The following is a 19,770-nucleotide window of genomic DNA, read 5'->3' as shown; positions in this document are numbered from 1 at the left end:
GGGGGAGCAGAGATGGTAGCAACAACACAGCGTGTGGCAATGATCAGCGGAGCCAGCCGGGGTATCGGTGCGGCAATTGCCACCGAATTGCTTAACGCGGGATGGGCGGTGAGCCTGGGCTGCAGAGCACCGCAGGACGTTGGTAATCCTCATCTCGACAGCCAGATAAACTGCCGCTATGACGCGCTCGACCCTGCCAGTGACGAAGACTGGATAGCCCAGACGATGGCGAAGTTTGGACGCATTGATGCGTTGATCCACAACGCCGGAGTGATGATCCCACGTTCCGTGCTGGAGGCCAGCGACGAAGAATTCGATACCCAATTCTCAGTCAACGTCAAAGCGCCGATGCGTCTCAGCCGCAAAGCCTGGCAGTACCTGGCGCTCAGTGGTGAAGGGCGGGTGGTAATGCTGGTGTCGCTCTCCGGAAAGCGGGTGAAGTCGGCGCAGTCCGGGCTGTACGCGATGAGCAAGTTTGCGGCACTGGCACTGGCTCACGCCCTGCGTCGAGTCGGCGATCAGGATGGCATTCGCGCCACCGCTATCTGTCCTGGATTTGTCGCCACGGATATGGGCACTGCACTGACCGAGATTCCGGCGGAAAAAATGACTCAGCCAGAAGATATTGCCGTGCTGGTACGCACCTTGTTGATGCTGCCGAACAGCGCCAGTATCGCGGAAATCCCGGTTAACTGGACGGTTGAAGACCAGTATTAGAGGCAAAATTATATGGGACCCAATGTAGAGTTAGTCAGTTCGTCGCCGGATTTCCCGACGCAGACAGAAGTGGTGGTGATTGGTGGCGGGATTATCGGTGTGGCCACCGCGCTGTCGCTGGTATCACGCGGTATCCCGACGGTTCTGCTGGAGAAAGGGCGCGTGGCGGCAGAACAGTCGAGCCGCAACTGGGGCTGGTGCCGCCGTACCGGGCGTGACCTGCGTGAGCTGCCGTTGATTAACCTCAGCATGCAACTGTGGGGCGAGATGAACCAGCGCGTGCAGCAGGACACCGGCTTTGCCATCACCGGAATTGCTTATGCCGCGCGCTCCGAATCACAGTGGCAGCGCTACCAGCAGTGGTGCCGTGAGGCGCAGCAGCAGGATATTCATAGCGAACTGCTCGACGGTGCAAAGCTGAAGTCGCGTTTCTCTGGTCTGCAGGGGGATTTTAACGGCGCGTTGTTTACCGCGCTGGATGGTCGTGCCGAACCGCAGAAGGCGGCGCCGGCGATGGTGAAAGCGGCTCAGGCACTGGGGCTAAATCTGCAGCAGCACTGCGCAGTACGGAGTATCGAACGCGCGGGGGGAAAAGTGAGTGAGGTCATGACGGAGCGCGGCACCATTCGCTGCCAATCTGTGGTGGTCGCCGGCGGTGCGTGGTCACGGCTCCTGATGCAGGGCTGTGGCCTGACGCTTCCGCAGCTCAAAGTGTTGAGTACCGTGCTGCGTACCGGCCCGACCGATTATGACCCCGGCATCTGCGTGAGCTTTGGCAAGGTTGCGCTGCGTAAACGCCAGGACGGCGGGCTGACGGTCGCCACTTCCGCAACCAGCATCAGTGATATCACGCCAGACAGTCTGCGTTTTGCGCGTCAGTATCTGCCCGCCTTTCGCGCCGAGCGCCAGAACATTAACCTGCGTCTCGGCAGTCGTTTCTGGCAAGAGCTGACGCGTTGGCAGCCAGGCACGCCGGATAAAATCTCACGCTATGAACGCATCCGCGTGCTGTCTCCGTTGCCGGAAGCGACGGTGGTGAACACCATCGCCCGTAACCTGGTGCAGACGTTGCCGCAGTTGGGGACATTACCGATCGAACAGAGCTGGGGCGGCTATATCGATACCCTGCCGGATGCCATTCCGGTGATTTCTGCTATCGATACGCTGCCCGGTTTGTTCCTCGCCACTGGTTTTTCCGGTCATGGTTTTGGCATTGGACCGGGGGCCGGGCAACTTATGGCCGACCTGGTGACCAGCAGCACGCCGTCGGTGAATCCGCATGCATTTCGTTTTAGCCGTTTCACCGATGGCGAAGTGGTTCGGGCGCAGCACTGGCTGTGATAACGGGCTGAACGGTAAGAGGGCCAGGACTGCCACGTCTTTCCGGTGGGTTGCAAATAATGGGCTATTAATAGAGTTGGTGACAACACCCTTAATTGAACGGTGTTAACTTAGGAGGAACCTGTGCAGCGCTGCTGCTAACAACGTTAAGGGATAAAGATGAGTCAACTATTTAGTGCCGCAAAGATTGGAGAGCTTGAGCTGGAGAACCGCATCGTGATCGCCCCGATGTGCCAATACTCCGCCGACGCGGGATGCGCCAGCAGCTGGCACCGCATCCATTTAGGTTCACTGGCGCTTTCTGGCGCAGGATTGCTGATTCTGGAAGCCACCGCCGTTGAAGCGCAAGGTCGTATCTCGCCGGGAGATCTCGGGCTGTGGGATGACAAAACAGAAGTCGCGTTACACAGCGTGCTGTCTGACATTCGCGCCTGGTCACCCATCCGTCTGGGTATCCAGCTGGGCCACGCCGGGCGCAAAGCCTCATGCCGTGCGCCATGGCAGGGAGGGCATCAACTGCCGGAGAGTGAAGGTGGCTGGCAAACGGTGGCTCCTTCAGCGCTCAGCTTTGCAGAGCAGGATCATGCACCGACCGCATTGGATGAAGCGGGGCTGGCACGCATCAAACGGGCATTTGTGGATAGCGCGCAGCGTGCGGTGCGTCTGGGTATTGAGCTGATTGAAATCCACGCGGCACACGGTTATCTGCTCCATCAGTTCCTGTCGCAACTGAGCAACCAACGTCAGGACCAATACGGTGGTTCGCTGGAGAATCGTTTACGTTTCCCACTCGAGGTGTTTGCGGCGGTACGTGCCGCCGTACCTGCTTCGATCCCGGTTGGCGTGCGTCTCTCTGCCAGCGATTGGGTTGAGGGTGGCTGGGATGTTGAGCAATCCATTGTGTTTAGCCAGCAACTTGAAGCGCAGGGCTGCGATTATGTGCATGTGTCGAGCGGTGGGCTATCACCACAGCAAAGCATCACTGTGGGGCCCGGTTATCAGCTGCCGTTTGCACGCGATATCCGCCAACAGGTGAAGATTCCAGTTATCGGCGTGGGCTTAATTACCGAGCCGCAGCAGGCGGAAGCGGTGGTGGAGCAGGGGGACGCGGATCTGGTCGCGCTGGGTCGTGCCGTGCTCTACAACCCGCACTGGCCATGGCAGGCTGCTGCCGCACTGAATGCGCAGGTCAAGGTTCCATCACAGTATTTGCGTTCTGAACCGCACGGTGTGAAGGGGACGCTGGTTTAATTTTAATTAGTCTGGCGGCTCTACATTCGGAGCCGCTAATCGTCCTTAAGATTGTAAACCTTCTGGACATCATACCTTCCTGCAACGGCTACGAACCTCATTGGCCATCTGATAATCTCCTTGTCTACTTCGTTACAAAATCACGATGTGCCGGTTGTTAGAAGATAAGTCGCGTAAGGGGTATTATTCCTACAAACGCTATACGCTAAATAAGTGTTCCGAATAGTAGATCACTTTGATGGAACTCAGCCCGAATTGTGCGATCTGATCAATCGCCAAAAAAGAAACAAACCACCAACCGGACTGAGCGATGCCGATCATAGCACCCATACCCCGTAGTGAACGACGACTGATGCAGAAAACCGTTCATCAAACCCGCGATAAAAACCACGCCCGCAGGGTAATTGCCATGCTGATGCTCCATCGCGGGGAGCGTGTCAGCGATGTCGCCAGAATGCTCTGCTGCGCCCGTTCATCAGTCGGACGCTGGATCAACTGGTTCACGCTTTACGGCATGGAAGGCCTTAAATCACTTTCACCCGGATGTGGGCATCGCTGGCCGTTTGAGCAGATATGCGCGCTGTTGAGTCGTCTCACTGAGCGTTCTCCCGGTGATTTTGGTTATCAGCGTTCGCGCTGGAGTACGGAGCTACTGGCAATAAAAATCAATGAAATAACGGGTTGCAGACTGCATGCCTCCACCGTGCGGCGCTGGCTTCCCGCTGCCGGGCTGGTCTGGCGCAGGGCTGCACCTACCTTACGCATCCGGTATTTTATGAGGACGAGGTGGATATTCACCTGAACCCAAAAATCGGTGCCGACTGGCAGCGCCGTGGTCAGCAAAAGCGGGTGGTCACGCCGGGACAGAATGAAAAGCATTATCTTGCCGGAGCCCTTTACACCGGTACTGGCCGGGTCAGTTATGTTGGCAGCAGCAGCAAAAGCTCCGCGCTGTTTATCAGTCTGCTGAAGCACCTGAAAGCCTCATACCGGCGGGCAAAAACCATCACGCTGCGTGGATAACGACATTATCCATAAGAGCCGGGAAACGCAGCGCTGGCTGAAAGAAAACCCGAAGTTCAGAGTCATTTATCAGCCTGTTTACTCGCCGTGGGTCAATCATATCGAGCGGTTGTGGCTGGCATTACACGAAACCGTAACCCGCAATCATCAGTGTCGCACAATGTGGCATTTACTGGGCAAAGTACGCCACTTTATGAAAACGGTCAGCTCGTTCCCGGGAGGAAAACACGGGCTGGCAAAAGTGTAGCGATATTAGGACTTATTTAGGCTCTCTGCGCTGAATGCCTGATACGATGCGGGAAAGAGGAGAGGATGACGAGACGGGGGCTGGCCTGAGCTTACGTGCTGCTGTTTGCTCCTTTCCCTACCGGCGATAAATGGTACTCTGTGACTGAATTCATAGACTCTGTGTAACGGCTCTGGCATCGGGATGATAATGAACGAAGAAAAATATATCTGTCACGCCTGTGTGGGCGAGGAATACATCAGTAAGTTGATTATGAATACAGGTAAAGCGAAAAGAAACTGCAGCTACTGTCGGAAAAGAAAAAAGAATGTACCTCTTGAGGAATTAGTTCCAATTCTTCACAAGATGTTTATGGAACATTATGAGCAACCCGAGGATGGGCCATTTTATCACCAGGCTGGAGATCCCGCTGTTGATATAATACAGGATCAACTTTCAGTTGATGAGCAAGCAGCCAAAGATCTTCTCAGTTCTCTCGAAGATGAAAATAACGATTTACATGGACTCGAAATAATTTATGACGAAACCTACAATTACATCAAAGTGAACCGTTCTGAAAATGCTCTAGGCATAGCCTGGGAGAAACTGGAGGAGTCATTAAAGAAAGAGTCACGATATTTTAACCACCAGGTAAAAGACTTTCTTGACCAATTGTTCACCGACATTGATAAGCTGCAGACAAAGAAGAATCAGAGCGCGATCCTTACGCCCGGCATCGATATGACGTTCTATCGTGCAAGGGTGTTTGAGAACGAGGAAGACGTGGTAAAGGCACTTCAGCATCCCGAAAGGTATTTCGGGCCGCCCCCACACGATCTCGCCCCGTCAGGCCGCATGAATGCACGCGGCATACCGGTATTTTACGGCTCCACCTCGCCTGAGATTGCGGTGGCAGAAGTTAGGCCCGTTGTCGGCAGCTTCGTAGTGGTGGTGCCGTTCAGAACGCTTTGCGAGATGCGCATTCTGGACATCTCCGCGCTGAAGAGCCTGAGGGAAGTCGGAGGCAGCATCTTTGATGATCAGGTGGCCATACGGAACGACAAGGCAAATTTTATGCGTACCCTGGCGAGAAAACTGACTCTCCCGGCCAGCGGAAGGAATCCTGAGAACGATTACCTGATTACACAGGCCGTGGCGGAATATCTGTCGCAGTCAGAAGAAAGCAGGCTTGACGGTATCAGTTTTAATTCGACTCAGCACCCCACAGGAAAGGGGGAGAGAGAAAAGCATCAGAACGTGGTGTTATTCAGCAAATCTGCCAGAATTATGGGAGCTGAACCCAATTCCCGATCCTATCAGGTTGAGTTGTACGATAATGTAGAAGATGATCGCTGGGTTTTTAGTCCGACCATTGAAAAGGTTGAGGTAAATAAAAGAACTAAATATTCCTTCTCATACTTCTCTGAAAAATTAAACCCCTCACTGCAAATAAGGTCTGACCAGATTGTGATTCACAAAGTGAAGGGGGTCAGCTATGAGACAAGCCAGTCGGGAATAACCCTTATAGTCCCCTTGCAGCCTGAATAACCGTCCCGAACAGACTCAGACGATGAAATCAGTTTCATGTAAGAACCTTAAATAAGGATAGGTTGTGAGTAAAATGAAAGATGTATACGAAACCCTGATTAACCATAACATATTGAGAGCCCATGCGGATGGTCTAAAAGATGAGGTGCGAATTTCAACAAATATGTGTGGGTCCCCGGGAAGGTTCGAGAAAGTGATGAATAAACGCCGTCTGGCACTGCATGGATATAAGGTACGGTGCTTACGGCTCCGTACGGTTATCCCGAAAAGATGAGTGGAATTTTTATCAGGATATTATAAGCTATATGTTTAAACCTGAAAAAATTCGGAAGTGAGATTGGTCATTTCATTTGGTCTCATGCTCGTTTAATTGAGTTGACTTGAAGGATAAACATCATGGATTTTAATTACATTAAGACATTACCCTCAGCAATTGAGACTATAAAATCTAATTATGAGGCCTTCATTCTAGAAAATTATAAATTGGATCACATTGGCTTATTTCATGATGAAAACAATCTATATGCAGTTGTAAATAATCTAACAGCATCTGGTCTTTCCTTGCAGGAAGTGAATAAGTTATATGATCATAATTTCAGAACAATCGGAGTTCCTGGCCCTCTATTTGTTGAAAAGCAAGAAGAGAGTTTTATAAGGGTGCCTTTAAGAAATACGTTTGAAAGAGTGAACCTCTTTGGACAGTTTTTCAACGTGTCAGATTTCAACAATAAAATGAATATGTCACTGCCTCTTGAACGGCATCCGTTTAAGGTGAAAATTAGTTGGGTAGATAATACGCTAAAATTCACTTTTAAAAAAAAGGTTACTGAATCAGAATTCCAAGACATTGTTTTGATTTGTGAAGGGCTGGGGTTTTATGGATATAACTATGAAAACAACACTGATGAAGACCTACCAGATTATGACTTTAACATCGAAAAAGCCAGAAAGTCGCCGGGAAATCTGACGCTCATTTCAAGCAGTTATCAGAGAAATGTCCTCCCTACATTAGTGTCAGAGAAGTATCAAGAAGATCAGGATTTTTGGTCTCAGAATAAGTTTTCTGTTTTTTCTGATGTCTCCATGTCACGAGAGGACTGTCTGACCGAATCTTTCAGGAATACTGTAAATAGCTGTTTTGTTGATGCTACTGTTTTTCAAAGAAACAACATACGTGAATATCTCTCACTTTACGATACCGTTATCATTGCCGCTCCGCTCGCTGATTCTTCAATGTGCCATGAGTTTTATGAAACCTTCAGGCTTAACCGGACTGAACTTTTAGAACTTGTGAAAAGAGGGCGCGTGAAGTTTGTAACTTATCAGAACCTGCATCGCTACGACCTCGCTTTTATTGCCGATGTGCTCAATGCTGATCCTGATTGTGTGCTGTTTTCAAGGAGGTTAGCCTCAGCGTCTCTTATTGAGATCAGAAAAAAAACCGGTTTATTTGGTTTCTCCTTTGATACTGACATGCAATACCGTATTCAGAAAAGCTGCTGGGAATCAGGAAATCTTGCCCTCAAAATTCTGGCAGAGACATTATCGCATAATGGTTCCTTCCTCGAGCACTCATTAGATTTCCGAGGGGCAATGGGTTTAAGTCACTTTGGTGCAGGTATATTTGCAGACAATATCTACAAGCAACAGGGGAAGGATTTTTCTATTGAACTAATTTCCAGCGCCATGAGTTTTGAATTCGCACAGGGGCTCAATGCACATCATTTCCCATTTGATAATCCAGGGTATTCTGAATTAAATGCGTGTCGAATTATTCATGGGATTTATAATGGTGTACAAGCGTCCACTCACAAGATAAGAGAGTCCGAGGTCAAAACGTTACTTTCTGAGGTGCTGACCATCAGCAATGATATGGGCGTTCTGGAACTTGACGATATCATGAGCGAACATGGCCGAAAGAAAATCCCGGAGATCTTATCAAAATACTCTGGGCTGTCCAAAGACGAACTGGCATTTGAAATTTATAATCTGAATAAAGAGATTAAAAGAATTGAAAAAAGAGAGGATCGCATTTCAGGCATGGATATAGCCGGACTGGTACCAACCGCGGCAGGTGCATATATGGAATATAGAGGGATTCCTGGCGGTGCTTATGTGGCTTTACTACCTTGGGTCATTAAATCACTGAATATGCCCCTCAGATTTCTGGACAGCTATGAGAGTGAAATCATTAACAGGCTTTCTCAATTAACCCGCGGTGGGTCATCCAATACTTTACTGATACAAAGAATACGAAAAGATATTAGCTAAAAGTCACTGTTCCACCTCAAAGCTTAGAGGTTGTGCCCTAAATAGCCGCGCCTAATACCGCTACACTTTTGCCACTCCATGTTTTCCTCCGGGGAATGGACTGATGGTTTCCATAAAACGATGAACCTTTCTCAGCAACTGCCACATTGAACGGCACTCATGATTGCGCGTTATCGAGTCATGAAGTGCCTGCCATAACCGCTCAACATGGTTTACCCACGGTGAGTAGACAGGCTGATAAAGCACGCTGAACTTTGGATTCGCTTTCAGCCAGCGCTGTGTTTCATGGCTTTTATGGATAATGTCGTTATCCACGATAAGCGTGATCATTTTTGCCCGCCGGTACGTGGCCTTGAGGTGTTTCAGCAGGTTGATAAACAGCGATGAACTTTTGCTGTTCCCACCCACGTAGCTTACCTTTCCCGTACCGCTTTGTAAGGCTCCGGCAAGATAATATTTTTCATTCTGGCCGGGCGTGACAACGCGCTTTGTTGTCCGCGAAGCTGCCAGTCTGCGCCGATTTTGGGGTTGAGATGGATATCCACTTCATCCTCATAAAAGACGGGATGCTCTGCGCTGCATTCGTCCAGCGCTTTATGGATTGCAGCCATCTTTTCCTCCTTATGCGGGTCACGGATACGCAGGGTTGGCGCGGCCCTGCGCCAGACCAGTCCGGCTACTGGCAACCAGCGACGTACGGTTCCGGCGTGCAGCCGACATCCGGTTATCTCATTGATTTTTATTGCCAGCAACTCAGTGCTCCAGCGCGAGCGTTGATAACCAAAATCGGCGGGTGTGTGTTTAATCAGTTCACGTAACAATGTGCAGATATGCTCAAAAGGCCAGCGACGAGAACGGCCTGCGGGCAAGGATTTTGATCCATCAACACCCGACAACGTAAACCAGTTAATCCACCGGCCAACGGATGAACGAGCACAACATAGCGTTCTGGCAACGTCACTGACGCGGTCGCCCCGATGCAACATCAGAATGGCAGTGAGCCTGCGGGCATGGTTTTTATCGCGCGTTTCAAGAATTGCTTTTTGCATCAGGCGTCGTTCGTATCGGGGAATGGGTGTTATGATCGGCATCGCTCAGTCCGGTTGGTGGTTTGTGATGTTTGGCGATTGATCAGATCGCACAATCCGGGCTGAGTTCCCTCAAGTGATCTACTATACCGTTTCCTACTTATCATCAACCTCTGGAATGGACTGGAGCTTTACGGCCAATGGATGCGGCAGTGGACAATCCCGGTGCAGCAACGACGATTCAGCATGTTCGCCGCAAATATAGTCAAGCTGGGGTTTACTTAAAAGATAGAGGAGTAATGAAATCCCGGCCAACAGACCTGATTACTTGTGGCTTTTCCGCTCTCGGCGCTGGTAAGCTTGTGGTTTAGAACAACACTTGCTTCTCACTGGATAATGTTGGACCAAAATCTAGGCAGTGACTAGGATGACATGGCTCCCACTTTAGCAAGAGCTTGGTGCTGTGTTTATCGCTGAATTTGTGGTTACACGTTTCCGGACGGAAATGCTGAGACACTCAGCAGCGAGAAGGGTTATAAGCCGCCGGTTTACGTCGCTCTGAATAACTTTGAGCTGGTTAGGTTCGTTCATCGTTAAAAACTCCGCAGCAGAGCCTGTCATCACAGGATGCTTAACAGGTAGCCCGAAGCGGTCAGGTAAACTTAGATAGCTTCATAAAGATGATATTAATCAATATGATACATGGCTTCGGATAATGCTAATTATGCTAAATAGGGTATCTGAGGCGCAGTACAGACTATGAGATGTTTCAACTACCATCTCTAATGTTCCCGAAAAAACTTAAACAAAATCTTCCCTTAAAAATCGCCCCCCTTTCGAATAAACTCTGTCAGCGCTCTCAGCGCAGGCGGCACCAGCCGGTGGCCTTGATAATAGAGACAGAGCGCACCCAGATTGACATGCCATTCAGGCAGCAATCGCACCAGCCTTCCAGCCTGCACATCTGCCGCAATATGTCGTTCCGACAAACAGGCAATCCCTAATCCGGCTATCGCCGCTTTGTGCATGGACGCTAAATCGCTCGCGGCAAAACGGGGTTCACCCTGCAATTTGTAGGATTGCTGCTGATGGCTCAACTCCCAGCGATAAAGACTGCCGTCGGACATGCGCATACACAAGGTTGCGTGTTCGCTGAGTTGCTCTGGCTGCGTGGGTGCCTGGACACGATCAAGATAATCCGGTGCAGCGACGACAATCATGCGCAAATCTGGCGTCAGCTTGACCGCAATCATATCGGCGGGAATGTCTTCCGCCAGACGAATCCCGGCATCAAATCCCTCGGCCACAACATCCACTCGCTCTCTCTGGCTGCAGATATCGACACGGATACGCGGATAGCGCTGCAAAAAGGGGATGAGCACTGACTCGTACCAGAGTGAACAGCTTTCCGGGGGCACATTAAGACGCAGAATACCGGCCGGATCGTGAGGCTCGCTGCTGACCTCCTCCGATGCGCTACGAATAATTTCCAACGCTGGTGCGATCTTCTGCATAAAGCGGCGTCCCGCATCTGTCAGCGCCACGCTGCGCGTGGTGCGGTTGAACAGGCGCACGCTTAAACGTTTCTCTAACGCGGCTATGGCGTTGGTGACAGCAGAAGGGGACATTTCCAGCTCGCTGGCAGCGGCTTTAAAGGTGCCACGCCGCGCGACAGCCAGCATGATTTCCAGTTCAGTGATACCTGTTCGGCTCATTGATTATTCCGTTAAACGTAATACCCCTTGCAGGGTTTCGCGGATTATTCCCGCACACAGAACATGATAATTTTCCTGCCAATTCATCTCAGGAGCAGCGTCATGCATGTTATCGAACACATCTACATTAATGGCCGTTTTGTTACCCCTGTCGGCGACGAGTGGCTGGACATTATCAAGCCTGCCGACGGCAGCGTCATTGGCAAAGCGCGTCTGGCAAATGAACAGGATGCCGAACGCGCTATTGCTGCTGCTCATGCAGCGTTTCCCGCCTTTTCCCGCACTTCAGTCACGGAGCGTATCACGCTGCTGGAGCAGATGTACGACGCCGTAAAGCGCCGTGAAACGGACCTGCACGCCGCCATCCTGGAGGAGTATGGCGCACCTTCATCACGATCGCAGTGGATGGCAAGCTATCCCGCGGATGTCATTCTCCAGGTGATGGAAGAACTGAAAACCTATCCATTTATACAGCAAGCCGGGCGCGCCCGTGTCCAGATGCTGCCGCTTGGCGTCGCCGGACTCATTACCCCCTGGAACAGCAACGCGGGCTTTATATGCCACAAGCTGGCGACTGCGCTGGCAGCGGGTTGCACGACAGTGATTAAGCCCAGTGAATATAGCCTGATTCAGACCGAGGTGATCACCCAGGCATTGCACCGCGCCGGCTTGCCTGATGGCCTGTTCAACATCGTCACCGGACGTGGCGCCCAGGTCGGTGATGCCATCAGCCGCAGTGAGAAGGTGGCAAAAATATCCTTCACCGGTTCAACCGCCACAGGCAAAGCCATTTTGCGCACGGCCGCCGACACGTTCAAACGCGTCACGCTCGAGTTGGGCGGTAAATCACCGACGCTGATCCTGCCGGATGCCGATGCCTCCACCGCAGCAAAACTTGCCGTTCAGGCCGGATTTATCAATAGCGGACAAGCCTGTATTGCCGGCACGCGAATTATGGTGCCTGAAGCCCGCAAAGCCGAGTTCGAACGTGCATTGGCGGCAGAAGTTGAGGCACAGCATTCCGGCGATCCCGCCGATGCCAGCACCACCATCGGCCCGATGATCAATGAAAAGCAGTGGCAGCGGGTACAGCACTATATTGGGCTCGGCGAGCAGGAAGGGGCGCGCCTGTTGAGCGGGGGTGCGGGACGACCGGATGGGTTAACTCACGGTTGGTATATCAAGCCCACACTGTTCAGCGACGTAAACCCGCAGATGCGCATTGCCCGTGAAGAGATCTTTGGCCCGGTGCTCAGCCTCATCAGCTATCGCGATGAAGCGGAAGCAATTGCGATCGCTAACGATACGGAATATGGCCTGTCCGCGCTGGTGATCGGCGCAGATGAGCAGCATGCGCGTGACGTGGGCGAGCAGATTCTGGCGGGCCGGGTGATGATCAATACGCTGGCGCACGAACCCCGCGCGCCTTTTGGTGGCTTTGGCCATTCCGGAATAGGTCGGGAAATGGGGCAATGGGGTATCAGTGCCTTTCTGGAACCGCGCGCGGTGACGATTGCTTAAACCGATCAGGATGCGCAGAAATGCGCACCCTGCGATCATCGCGACGGTACAAGCAAGGTCGCCAGCAATGGCGACCTGCATTTACGTCCTTGCCTCTTTGAGCAACTGCTGAATCACGCGTTCCTGCTCCGCGTAATTACCTTCACCAAAGGCGGTGTACCGCAACTGACCATGCGCATCGAAAATATAATGTGCGGGCCAGTATTGATTACCAAAACGATTCCAGATGCTGTAGTTATTGTCCGCTACCACGGTATACGGCAGTTGCCACTGTTTGATCGCGCGGTTCACCGCTTTCTCATCCCGTTCCCACGGATATTCAGGGGTGTGAACCCCAATGACCGTTAATCCCTGAGACTGATACTTGTTGGCCCAGTCACGTACGTGCGGCAAGGTGTGTTGGCAGTTAATACAGTCGTAGGTCCAGAAATCCACCAACACCACTTTGCCTTTTAATGTCTCAGGCTTCACCGGTGAACCGTTCAGCCATGACGTACCACCATCCAGTGAGGGCAGGTCGCTGCGAGTTTTTGGCATCACGATAGGTTCGAGGCGAGGTGTCGTTGCGGGCCGAGGTGTCCACTCACTGAGACGCTGCTCCAGATGCTGTGCAAACGCAGGGCCACTCTGTAACTGACCTTGTGTTCCGCTAGCGATCAGCGCGACCGCTGCCAGCATGAATATCCCCGCCACCTGGCGCAAACGTGTAGTGAATGCCAAACCCGGCCGCAATCGTGTGACTAATCCCCGTCCTGCCACGTAAAGCAGTGCCAGCATCAGTGCCGCACCGCTGCCATAGGCTGCCAGCAAAAGGCCAACCGAGACAGGATCCTTCCCCACCACGGCCAGGCTGAGAATCGCACCCAGCACCGGCCCGGCGCAGGGTGACCACAGCATTCCGGTCGCCAACCCCGCCAAAAATGCGGCCGTTAAACCGCGACGGCGATGGCTGGCATTATTGATGCGATTACCCAACGCCACAAAGGATTGGGTAACATGCTGAGCAATACGCGGTGACAGTAAGGTTAGTGCGGTTACCGCCAGAAAGGCCAGCGCGAACCAACGTCCAGCCGCCGTGACACTGGCAACCCAATCACTGGCTACTGTCACCAGCAATGCCACGGCGGTGAACATCATCACCATACCGCTCAACAGTGCCAGCAACTGCCCTTTTTGACCGCGCACGCTGGCAAACACAAACGGAATCACCGGTAAGGTACAAGGGCTGAGTAACGTCAACATGCCTGCAAAGAAAGCAATAATGAAAGACATACGGCCTCCTTAATGGGCGTTAACCGCAGCGGTGATTACACGCACCACGCTATCCGGCTGGCTCAACATCGACACATGGCTTGCCGCGACTACACTCACGTGCGCGTGAATTTTTTTCGCCATCGCACGCTCAAGATCGGGGTTGATCATGCGATCCTGGCTGCTGACCAGATACCAGCTCGGCTTTTCCCCCCAGGCGGCTTGCGTCACTTTGTCGCCAAAGGCGGCAGCACGAATGGGGCCTTGCGTCACGGCAAGCAGTCGTTGCTGTGCGGGTTTCACATCTGGCGCGAAGTCCTGCGCTACTACATTGGCTGGGAGCGTGAGAAATCCCTGTGCCGTTTTGCTGATCCTGGCGCTGCCTGGGGGAGCCGCATAGCTGTCGGCCAGTTCAGCCGTGGATTCCCCCTTATCCGGCGCAAAGGCCGCAACATATACCAGCGCTTTGACTTTATCGTTATTACCGGCTTCGGTGATCACCGTACCGCCCCATGAGTGACCGACCAGCACCACGTCGCCATGCGCCTGCGCAATGGCGCGTTGCGTGGCGGCGACATCATCCTGCAGTGAGGTGAGCGGCAGCTGTACGGCAATCACTTCATCATGTTTGGCCTGCAGTTGTTCAATGACGCGATTCCAGCTACTTCCATCAGCGAAGGCGCCGTGGACAAGTACCACCGAGTGCAGATTATCGGCCTGCGCGAAGGGGGTAACTGAAAGTGCCAGCAGGGTAGTGGCGAAGAGTTGAGACAATGCTTTCATAGGAACCTCGTGACAGTGGTTAAAAGGCTGCGTGCTTTAGCAGTGCGCTCATTTAACCAGGCTGATGTGTTCACGAAGTGTCTGATACCGCCCGTATTGTCAGTCTGTATGTGTACGGGCGGCGCAGATACAAAAGGCTACAAATCGGTTTGTTGCAGAGTGATGTGTGCGTCGAGCCCGCCTTCAGGTCGATTGGATAGATGCAGCGTGCCGGACATCTGACCCACCAGCTGCGTGGCAATCGCCAAACCCAATCCAGTGCCGCCGGTGTGACGATTGCGAGAACTCTCAACGCGATAGAAAGGTTCCAGCACAGCCTGCAGTTCCGCTTCAGGAATACCCGGTCCGTTATCCAGTAAGTGAATCTCTACCCGATCCCCTTGCGGCGCGCTCAGTACAATGCCAGCCTCGCTACCAAACTTCAGCGCGTTATCAATCAGGTTGGTCATGATGCGGCGCAGCGCTTGAGGCCTGACGGCAAAATTATCTCTGCCGTGACAGGGCGTGAAACTGACCGCTTTGCCGATGTCCTGATAGTCGTAGGCAATACTGTCGAGAAACGCATTCAGACTCACGACCTGCCGCGCTTCCTCCAGCACTTCCGATGAGCGCGCATAGGCAATGCCTTCCCGCACTAAGCGGCTCATGTTATCGAGATCGCCGAGTAATTTATCGCGCAATTCCGGCTGTTCCGACATCTCCACGCGCAGCTTCATGCGGGTAATCGGCGTTTGCAGATCGTGGGAGATCGCCGCCAGAATCTGGGCTCGCTCTTTTAGATGATCCTGAATGCGCGTCTGCATGGCGTTAAACGCACGCGCCGCCTGTTGCACTTCTTCCGGACCACTCTCTGGCATCAGTTGCGCGCTGTTTGACGCGGGTTTCAGCCCTTCGACGGCCTGGGTGAATCGCATGAAGGGTCGCACCACCTGACGTACCGCCAGCCAGGCACAACACAGCAACAGCAACAGTTGGCCGATTAATACCGCTGGCAGCCAGCGCGCGATGGCGGGCATGCGCGGCCAGAGATCCAGCGTCAGCGGCGCGCCATCGTGGAGTGTCAGATGCACCTGAATATGCTCTCGCGGGCCGGGAATGGCGTGAATGCTCATCTGATAACGTCCACCGAGGCTCTCCTGCAGGGAACGGACGGCATCCCGTGCACGCCAGCTACTGGGATAAGGGCCAGGCAATCCTTTTGTTAATTCATAGCGATAGTTACCGCGCTCCAGTTTTGCCAGCCAGCCTGGTCGCTCTGCCGCAGGGAGACGGTCGAGAATGGCGACGCTGGTTGCCACATCATATTCGAGGTTGCCGAGCATCACCGTTTTGGCACTGCTCATACGCTCGATCATCAAACTCACTAAGGTGGTGGCATTCGCCAGCAACAAGCCACCCAGCACGATAATCAGCAGTCGCGCCAGTAACGATCGCGGCCAAAGCTTCATTCATGCGCCTCTTTTATGATCACCGGTGCAGCCAGCACATAACCTTCGCTGCGCACTGTTTTGAGGTAGGCGGGCTCACGCGCATCATCACGCAGGCGCTGGCGTAAGCGGCTGACCAGCAGATCAATGGATCGTTCGAACAGCTCGGCATCGCGGCCCTGTGTCAGATTCAATAGTTGGTCGCGGTTTAATACCCGCTGTGGATGATCAAGAAACACGCGCAGCAGGCGATATTCAGCCCCACTCAATGCCACAATCACGCCCTCGTGATCGATGAGATGTCGCGCAGAGGTATCTAATTGCCAGTCGCCAAAAGCGATAATACGACCGACCTCGGTGATTTGCAGATTTGGCGGCAAGGCGCGGGTGCGGCGCAGAATGGCTTTGATGCGCGCTAGCAGCTCGCGGGCGACAAAGGGTTTGATCAGATAATCATCCGCACCCATCTCCAGGCCAAGAATACGGTCGGTATCCTCGCTGCGCGCGGTGAGCATCAGAATCGGCAAGTTTCGCTGGGGATCGCTGCGCAGCTGACGGCACAATGTCAGGCCATCATCGCCTGGCATCATGATATCGAGCACCACCAGGTCGATAGCATTCGCTGATAACATCGCGCGCATCTCCCGTCCATTGGCAGCGCCCGTCGCACGATAGCCGGACTTGATGAGGTAATCGGTAATCAGTTCACGGATATCCCGGTCATCATCGACAACCAGGATGTGATCAATGTGCTCCAAAACAACCTCCTGTTTTCAACCTACGCAAAAAAGACCGGCATCATGGATACCGGCCCTGAAAAATCATTGTTATAGCGCAGCGGCATCGACCACCGCTTTGACAAAGTCCTGCGGATCTTCCGCTGGTGGATTATGTCCGATGTTGCCGGTGAACGTCCGATGCTCATATTTGCCGCTGAATTTGGCGCGATACGCCTGCGGTGCCGGATGTGGCGCACCGTTGTTGTCTCCTTCAATGGTAATCGTTGGCACGTTAATCACCGGCAAGGTGGCTAACTTTCTCTCATAAGCATCATACTTTTGCTCGCCTTTTTCCATGCCAAGACGCCAGCGGTAGTTGCTGAGGGTCACCGCTACCTGATCCGGATTATCCAGTGCTTTAGCGCTCACGTTGAAGGTGGCATCACTAAATTTCCAGCCCGGTGAGGCTTGCTGCCAAATCAGTTTGGCAAAATCATGGGTGTTTTTCGCATAGCCTTGCGCGCCGCGTTCAGTCGCGAAATAGAACTGATACCACCACTGCAATTCCGCCTGCGGCGGTAAAGCTTTTCTGCCAACGTCCTGGCTGCTGATCAGATAACCGCTCACTGAGACCAATGCTTTCACGCGTTCAGGCCAGAGTGCCGCCACAATATCCGCCGTGCGTGCGCCCCAGTCGAAGCCGCCAAACACCGCCTGTTTGATGCCCAGCGCATCCATCAATGCCACCGTGTCGGCAGCCAGTGCCGAAGGCTGGCCATTGCGCGGGGTTTTATCGGAGAGGAAACGCGTACTGCCGTATCCGCGCAGATAAGGCACGATGACGCGATAACCCTTTGCCGCCAGTTGTGGCGCAACGCTGGCATAGCTTTGTATGTCATAAGGCCAGCCATGCAGCAGAATCACGGCCTGTCCATCGCGTGGACCGATATCGACGTAACCCACGTTCAGCACGCCTGCTTTCACCTGATGAATAGTATTGAAAGCGGCAGCATAATCCGTTTCCGTTGAGGTGGCGGCAAAGGCAGAGGTCGTTGCGGTTAACACCAGTGCAGCCAGCAGCGATTGACGGAAGATTTTTTTCATTATATTTTCCTCGAATAATCAATGATGTGCAGCTTGCGCAGGCACGATGAAGTGAATGGTTTTGCTATCGATAGGTTTATGCGTGGGATCGGCGAGAATAATCTTCACCTTATGTGGCCCAGCGGGCAGTCCAACCAAAATGATCGGTTCGCCGCTGGTATCCGCCCAGTGCCACGGGTTGCTATCAACGATTACGTGGATATGGCCAATGCGTGGAGTCACCTTTAGCGCTTCGGGACCGAAAACCGGCTCGATGCGCAGGTTTTCAGCGCGATATTGGATGAACACCGCGCCCTTGCGCAGCGGTCCCGCTAACGGCGCGTCCACGATCAATTTCGCCGGAGGCTGTGGATTATCGAGTGGTGCCACGGCGGCAGCGCCCAGTACATCTGCGGCGCCGAGGTCGTTGAGTTTTTCGGCCCAGGCACAGGTCGCCGAAGCGGCCATCAGGAAAGATGAAATCAGGAGTCGGGTTAACATCGGGTTATCTCTACGCAGTTGTTGAGTGCGTACAGAAGAACACGGCAATGTACGTGGGATATGTTCAGAACGGTGGGTTGTGCAACGCGGTGTATGCGTGCAGCAGACAGATACACTGCGATACAAAACGACTATAATTTTTTTGAATTTCTGCTTTTCTGAAAACTCACAAGGATTTCGTGAACATGAAGAAGTTGCTTTACCCCCTATCCATGATCTTAATCGGTGTTGTTCTCACACTGGCATCACTTTTTATACTCATGGCATTCCACAAAGCTATTCCGGCAAGTAAAGAGTATCAACAAGAATGTACAAAGCTGACTGACTCACAGATCAAAACCAGTTTCATCAAGTCATGGTTCAGAACGGCCGCTGAGGGTGAAGGAATGGATTCGATTGGATTGTCCAGCATTCGGTTTGAGACAAACCCAACGTTTTCCGACAACAGTTGGTCTGGTGAACTGAAGGTATTTGGCGAGAAAGGGCATTACTCTGCGCATGTTTATTTAGATTGTTATAACGGTTACTTCGATTATACCGGGCCGTTCGAAATTGAACCCTGATCCTTGTTCGTTTCGCCATCAGGCGAAATCCACGCGGATAACCGTGATTATCGTGAGGTGCGCATAAATGCGCACCGATTATCCTGATTAGCTTTATTGCGGGTGCCGTGCGTCCGTTAAGTGACGGAAGGGCGGTTGCGCATGGTCGCGGTAAGCATCGTCATCACTTATTTTATCCTGCACTACAGCGGGTCGCGTCGACCATATGTAGTTGGCAGATGCCAGGAAGCAAATGCTGTAACCCAATAGCTCTGTACCTTCTTCCGCCATGTTTTTTACCACGCGGTTATAGCCGTCCAGCATAAGATTTTGCCACAGCTGATGCATACCAAATAACCGGGAAAATACCAGCACGATTAATAATCCTGTAGCTGTCATCAGCCAGGTTTTATGCCCGGTAAATCTGACCAATCCTGAAAGAATGCTTTCTGGCGCTTTCATTGCAGTTGCCAGGCTTGCCAATGCTGTCAGCAGCGCAAAAATGACCCAGCTGCCATGAAATATCATATCGAAGATAAAATCGAGTTCCCTGATTAACATACATGTGTAAAAACCGCCGATGAGAATAAGCGCACCGCGTAGTTCAGGACGGCGTGACGCCGAAAAGAAAAATCCACCTGCAATTAAAGCCAGCATCACTTCCTGAGCAAGTTCAGTTATTGATGATTCATGCAAAGCGTTATGCATCCAGTTTACGTCTATATAGATCGACGACATCATCAGGGTTATAAAAATGGCAAAAAATAAAATAGCCGCACATTGGCGGCTCAAAAGTCTAATGTGTTCGCGCATGGAAATCTCT

General features: G+C 52.4%; 15 protein-coding genes and 2 pseudogenes. 8 read left to right on the top strand and 9 right to left on the bottom strand.

The genetic code is table 11. The features are described from left to right. The first annotated feature begins 12 nt into the window (after positions 1–12). From AC6I8L_RS25240 to AC6I8L_RS25215, 6 genes and pseudogenes are all read left to right on the top strand, one after another. Positions 13–717 (top strand): SDR family NAD(P)-dependent oxidoreductase, encoded by a 705-nt coding sequence (locus AC6I8L_RS25240; RefSeq protein ID WP_498014801.1) that lies wholly within the window; start codon positions 13–15, stop codon positions 715–717. Between the two features lie 12 nt (positions 718–729). Further along, complete coding sequence (locus AC6I8L_RS25235; protein WP_058962526.1) at positions 730–2,058, top strand: NAD(P)/FAD-dependent oxidoreductase; 1,329 nt, start codon at positions 730–732, stop codon at positions 2,056–2,058. A gap of 159 nt (positions 2,059–2,217) precedes the next feature. Then, a complete protein-coding gene (locus AC6I8L_RS25230; RefSeq protein ID WP_058962525.1) occupies positions 2,218–3,309 on the top strand; it encodes an NADH:flavin oxidoreductase/NADH oxidase in 1,092 nt (363 codons plus the stop codon). 310 nt (positions 3,310–3,619) lie between these two features. Beyond that, positions 3,620–4,579 (top strand): annotated as a pseudogene (locus AC6I8L_RS25225) (IS630 family transposase). 189 nt (positions 4,580–4,768) lie between these two features. Continuing rightward, the gene (locus AC6I8L_RS25220; RefSeq protein ID WP_167347149.1) at positions 4,769–6,106 is read left to right on the top strand and encodes an RES family NAD+ phosphorylase; all 1,338 of its coding nucleotides are present in this window, start codon (positions 4,769–4,771) and stop codon (positions 6,104–6,106) included. Positions 6,107–6,502: 396 nt separating this feature from the next. Further along, positions 6,503–8,377 carry a hypothetical protein gene (locus tag AC6I8L_RS25215; RefSeq protein WP_498014798.1) on the top strand — a complete coding sequence of 625 codons (1,875 nt, stop codon included), beginning with the start codon at positions 6,503–6,505 and terminating at the stop codon, positions 8,375–8,377. Positions 8,378–8,437: 60 nt separating this feature from the next. Here AC6I8L_RS25215 and AC6I8L_RS25210 read toward each other — a convergent pair. Both AC6I8L_RS25210 and AC6I8L_RS25205 read right to left on the bottom strand, forming a co-directional pair. Further along, positions 8,438–9,468: pseudogene (locus AC6I8L_RS25210) on the bottom strand (IS630 family transposase). A gap of 755 nt (positions 9,469–10,223) precedes the next feature. Beyond that, positions 10,224–11,120 (bottom strand): LysR family transcriptional regulator, encoded by an 897-nt coding sequence (locus tag AC6I8L_RS25205; protein WP_498014796.1) that lies wholly within the window; start codon positions 11,118–11,120, stop codon positions 10,224–10,226. A gap of 102 nt (positions 11,121–11,222) precedes the next feature. Between AC6I8L_RS25205 and AC6I8L_RS25200 the strand changes: the two genes are divergently transcribed. After that, positions 11,223–12,641, top strand: coding sequence for an aldehyde dehydrogenase family protein (locus AC6I8L_RS25200; protein WP_058962447.1), 1,419 nt, complete (start codon positions 11,223–11,225; stop codon positions 12,639–12,641). Between the two features lie 81 nt (positions 12,642–12,722). Here the strand turns inward: AC6I8L_RS25200 and AC6I8L_RS25195 are convergent, their stop codons facing one another. The 6 genes from AC6I8L_RS25195 to AC6I8L_RS25170 all read right to left on the bottom strand — a co-directional run bounded on the left by AC6I8L_RS25195 (position 12,723) and on the right by AC6I8L_RS25170 (position 18,405). Next, positions 12,723–13,913 carry a cytochrome c biogenesis protein/redoxin gene (locus AC6I8L_RS25195; RefSeq protein WP_058962448.1) on the bottom strand — a complete coding sequence of 397 codons (1,191 nt, stop codon included), beginning with the start codon at positions 13,911–13,913 and terminating at the stop codon, positions 12,723–12,725. Between the two features lie 9 nt (positions 13,914–13,922). Further along, positions 13,923–14,675 (bottom strand): alpha/beta fold hydrolase, encoded by a 753-nt coding sequence (locus AC6I8L_RS25190; protein ID WP_058962449.1) that lies wholly within the window; start codon positions 14,673–14,675, stop codon positions 13,923–13,925. Between the two features lie 137 nt (positions 14,676–14,812). Then, complete coding sequence (locus AC6I8L_RS25185) at positions 14,813–16,123, bottom strand: ATP-binding protein (RefSeq protein WP_058962450.1); 1,311 nt, start codon at positions 16,121–16,123, stop codon at positions 14,813–14,815. Further along, the gene (locus AC6I8L_RS25180) at positions 16,120–16,860 is read right to left on the bottom strand and encodes a response regulator (RefSeq protein ID WP_283227444.1); all 741 of its coding nucleotides are present in this window, start codon (positions 16,858–16,860) and stop codon (positions 16,120–16,122) included. Before AC6I8L_RS25180 ends, AC6I8L_RS25185 begins: the two co-directional genes overlap by 4 nt. 69 nt (positions 16,861–16,929) lie before the next feature. Then, positions 16,930–17,925, bottom strand: a complete 996-nt coding sequence (locus AC6I8L_RS25175) for an alpha/beta fold hydrolase (RefSeq protein WP_082678170.1) — start codon at positions 17,923–17,925, stop codon at positions 16,930–16,932. Between the two features lie 18 nt (positions 17,926–17,943). Continuing rightward, positions 17,944–18,405, bottom strand: coding sequence for a DUF6130 family protein (locus AC6I8L_RS25170; protein ID WP_058962503.1), 462 nt, complete (start codon positions 18,403–18,405; stop codon positions 17,944–17,946). A gap of 185 nt (positions 18,406–18,590) precedes the next feature. On the opposite strand from AC6I8L_RS25170, the gene AC6I8L_RS25165 reads away from it, so the two are divergent. Continuing rightward, a complete protein-coding gene (locus tag AC6I8L_RS25165) occupies positions 18,591–18,968 on the top strand; it encodes a hypothetical protein (RefSeq protein WP_058962504.1) in 378 nt (125 codons plus the stop codon). A 93-nt stretch (positions 18,969–19,061) separates the two neighbouring features. Here AC6I8L_RS25165 and AC6I8L_RS25160 read toward each other — a convergent pair whose 3' ends face one another. Beyond that, positions 19,062–19,760, bottom strand: coding sequence for a hypothetical protein (locus AC6I8L_RS25160; RefSeq protein ID WP_236699813.1), 699 nt, complete (start codon positions 19,758–19,760; stop codon positions 19,062–19,064). Between the last annotated feature and the right edge of the window lie 10 nt (positions 19,761–19,770).

The sequence above is a fragment of the Type-E symbiont of Plautia stali genome (assembly GCF_059731115.1).
The sequence above is the reverse complement of the archived record's forward strand: the minus strand, read 5'-3'. Positions and strand labels throughout refer to the sequence as shown.

Excerpts from the sequence above, each read along its gene's own strand:
- AC6I8L_RS25240 (WP_498014801.1), top strand. The coding sequence starts at position 13 with ATGGTAGCAACAACACAGCGTGTGGCAATGATCAGCGGAGCCAGCCGG.
- AC6I8L_RS25235 (WP_058962526.1), top strand. The coding sequence starts at position 730 with ATGGGACCCAATGTAGAGTTAGTCAGTTCGTCGCCGGATTTCCCGACG.
- AC6I8L_RS25230 (WP_058962525.1), top strand. The coding sequence starts at position 2,218 with ATGAGTCAACTATTTAGTGCCGCAAAGATTGGAGAGCTTGAGCTGGAG.
- AC6I8L_RS25220 (WP_167347149.1), top strand. The coding sequence starts at position 4,769 with ATGAACGAAGAAAAATATATCTGTCACGCCTGTGTGGGCGAGGAATAC.
- AC6I8L_RS25215 (WP_498014798.1), top strand. The coding sequence starts at position 6,503 with ATGGATTTTAATTACATTAAGACATTACCCTCAGCAATTGAGACTATA.
- AC6I8L_RS25205 (WP_498014796.1), bottom strand. The coding sequence starts at position 11,120 with ATGAGCCGAACAGGTATCACTGAACTGGAAATCATGCTGGCTGTCGCG.
- AC6I8L_RS25200 (WP_058962447.1), top strand. The coding sequence starts at position 11,223 with ATGCATGTTATCGAACACATCTACATTAATGGCCGTTTTGTTACCCCT.
- AC6I8L_RS25195 (WP_058962448.1), bottom strand. The coding sequence starts at position 13,913 with ATGTCTTTCATTATTGCTTTCTTTGCAGGCATGTTGACGTTACTCAGC.
- AC6I8L_RS25190 (WP_058962449.1), bottom strand. The coding sequence starts at position 14,675 with ATGAAAGCATTGTCTCAACTCTTCGCCACTACCCTGCTGGCACTTTCA.
- AC6I8L_RS25185 (WP_058962450.1), bottom strand. The coding sequence starts at position 16,123 with ATGAAGCTTTGGCCGCGATCGTTACTGGCGCGACTGCTGATTATCGTG.
- AC6I8L_RS25175 (WP_082678170.1), bottom strand. The coding sequence starts at position 17,925 with ATGAAAAAAATCTTCCGTCAATCGCTGCTGGCTGCACTGGTGTTAACC.
- AC6I8L_RS25170 (WP_058962503.1), bottom strand. The coding sequence starts at position 18,405 with ATGTTAACCCGACTCCTGATTTCATCTTTCCTGATGGCCGCTTCGGCG.
- AC6I8L_RS25165 (WP_058962504.1), top strand. The coding sequence starts at position 18,591 with ATGAAGAAGTTGCTTTACCCCCTATCCATGATCTTAATCGGTGTTGTT.
- AC6I8L_RS25160 (WP_236699813.1), bottom strand. The coding sequence starts at position 19,760 with ATGCGCGAACACATTAGACTTTTGAGCCGCCAATGTGCGGCTATTTTA.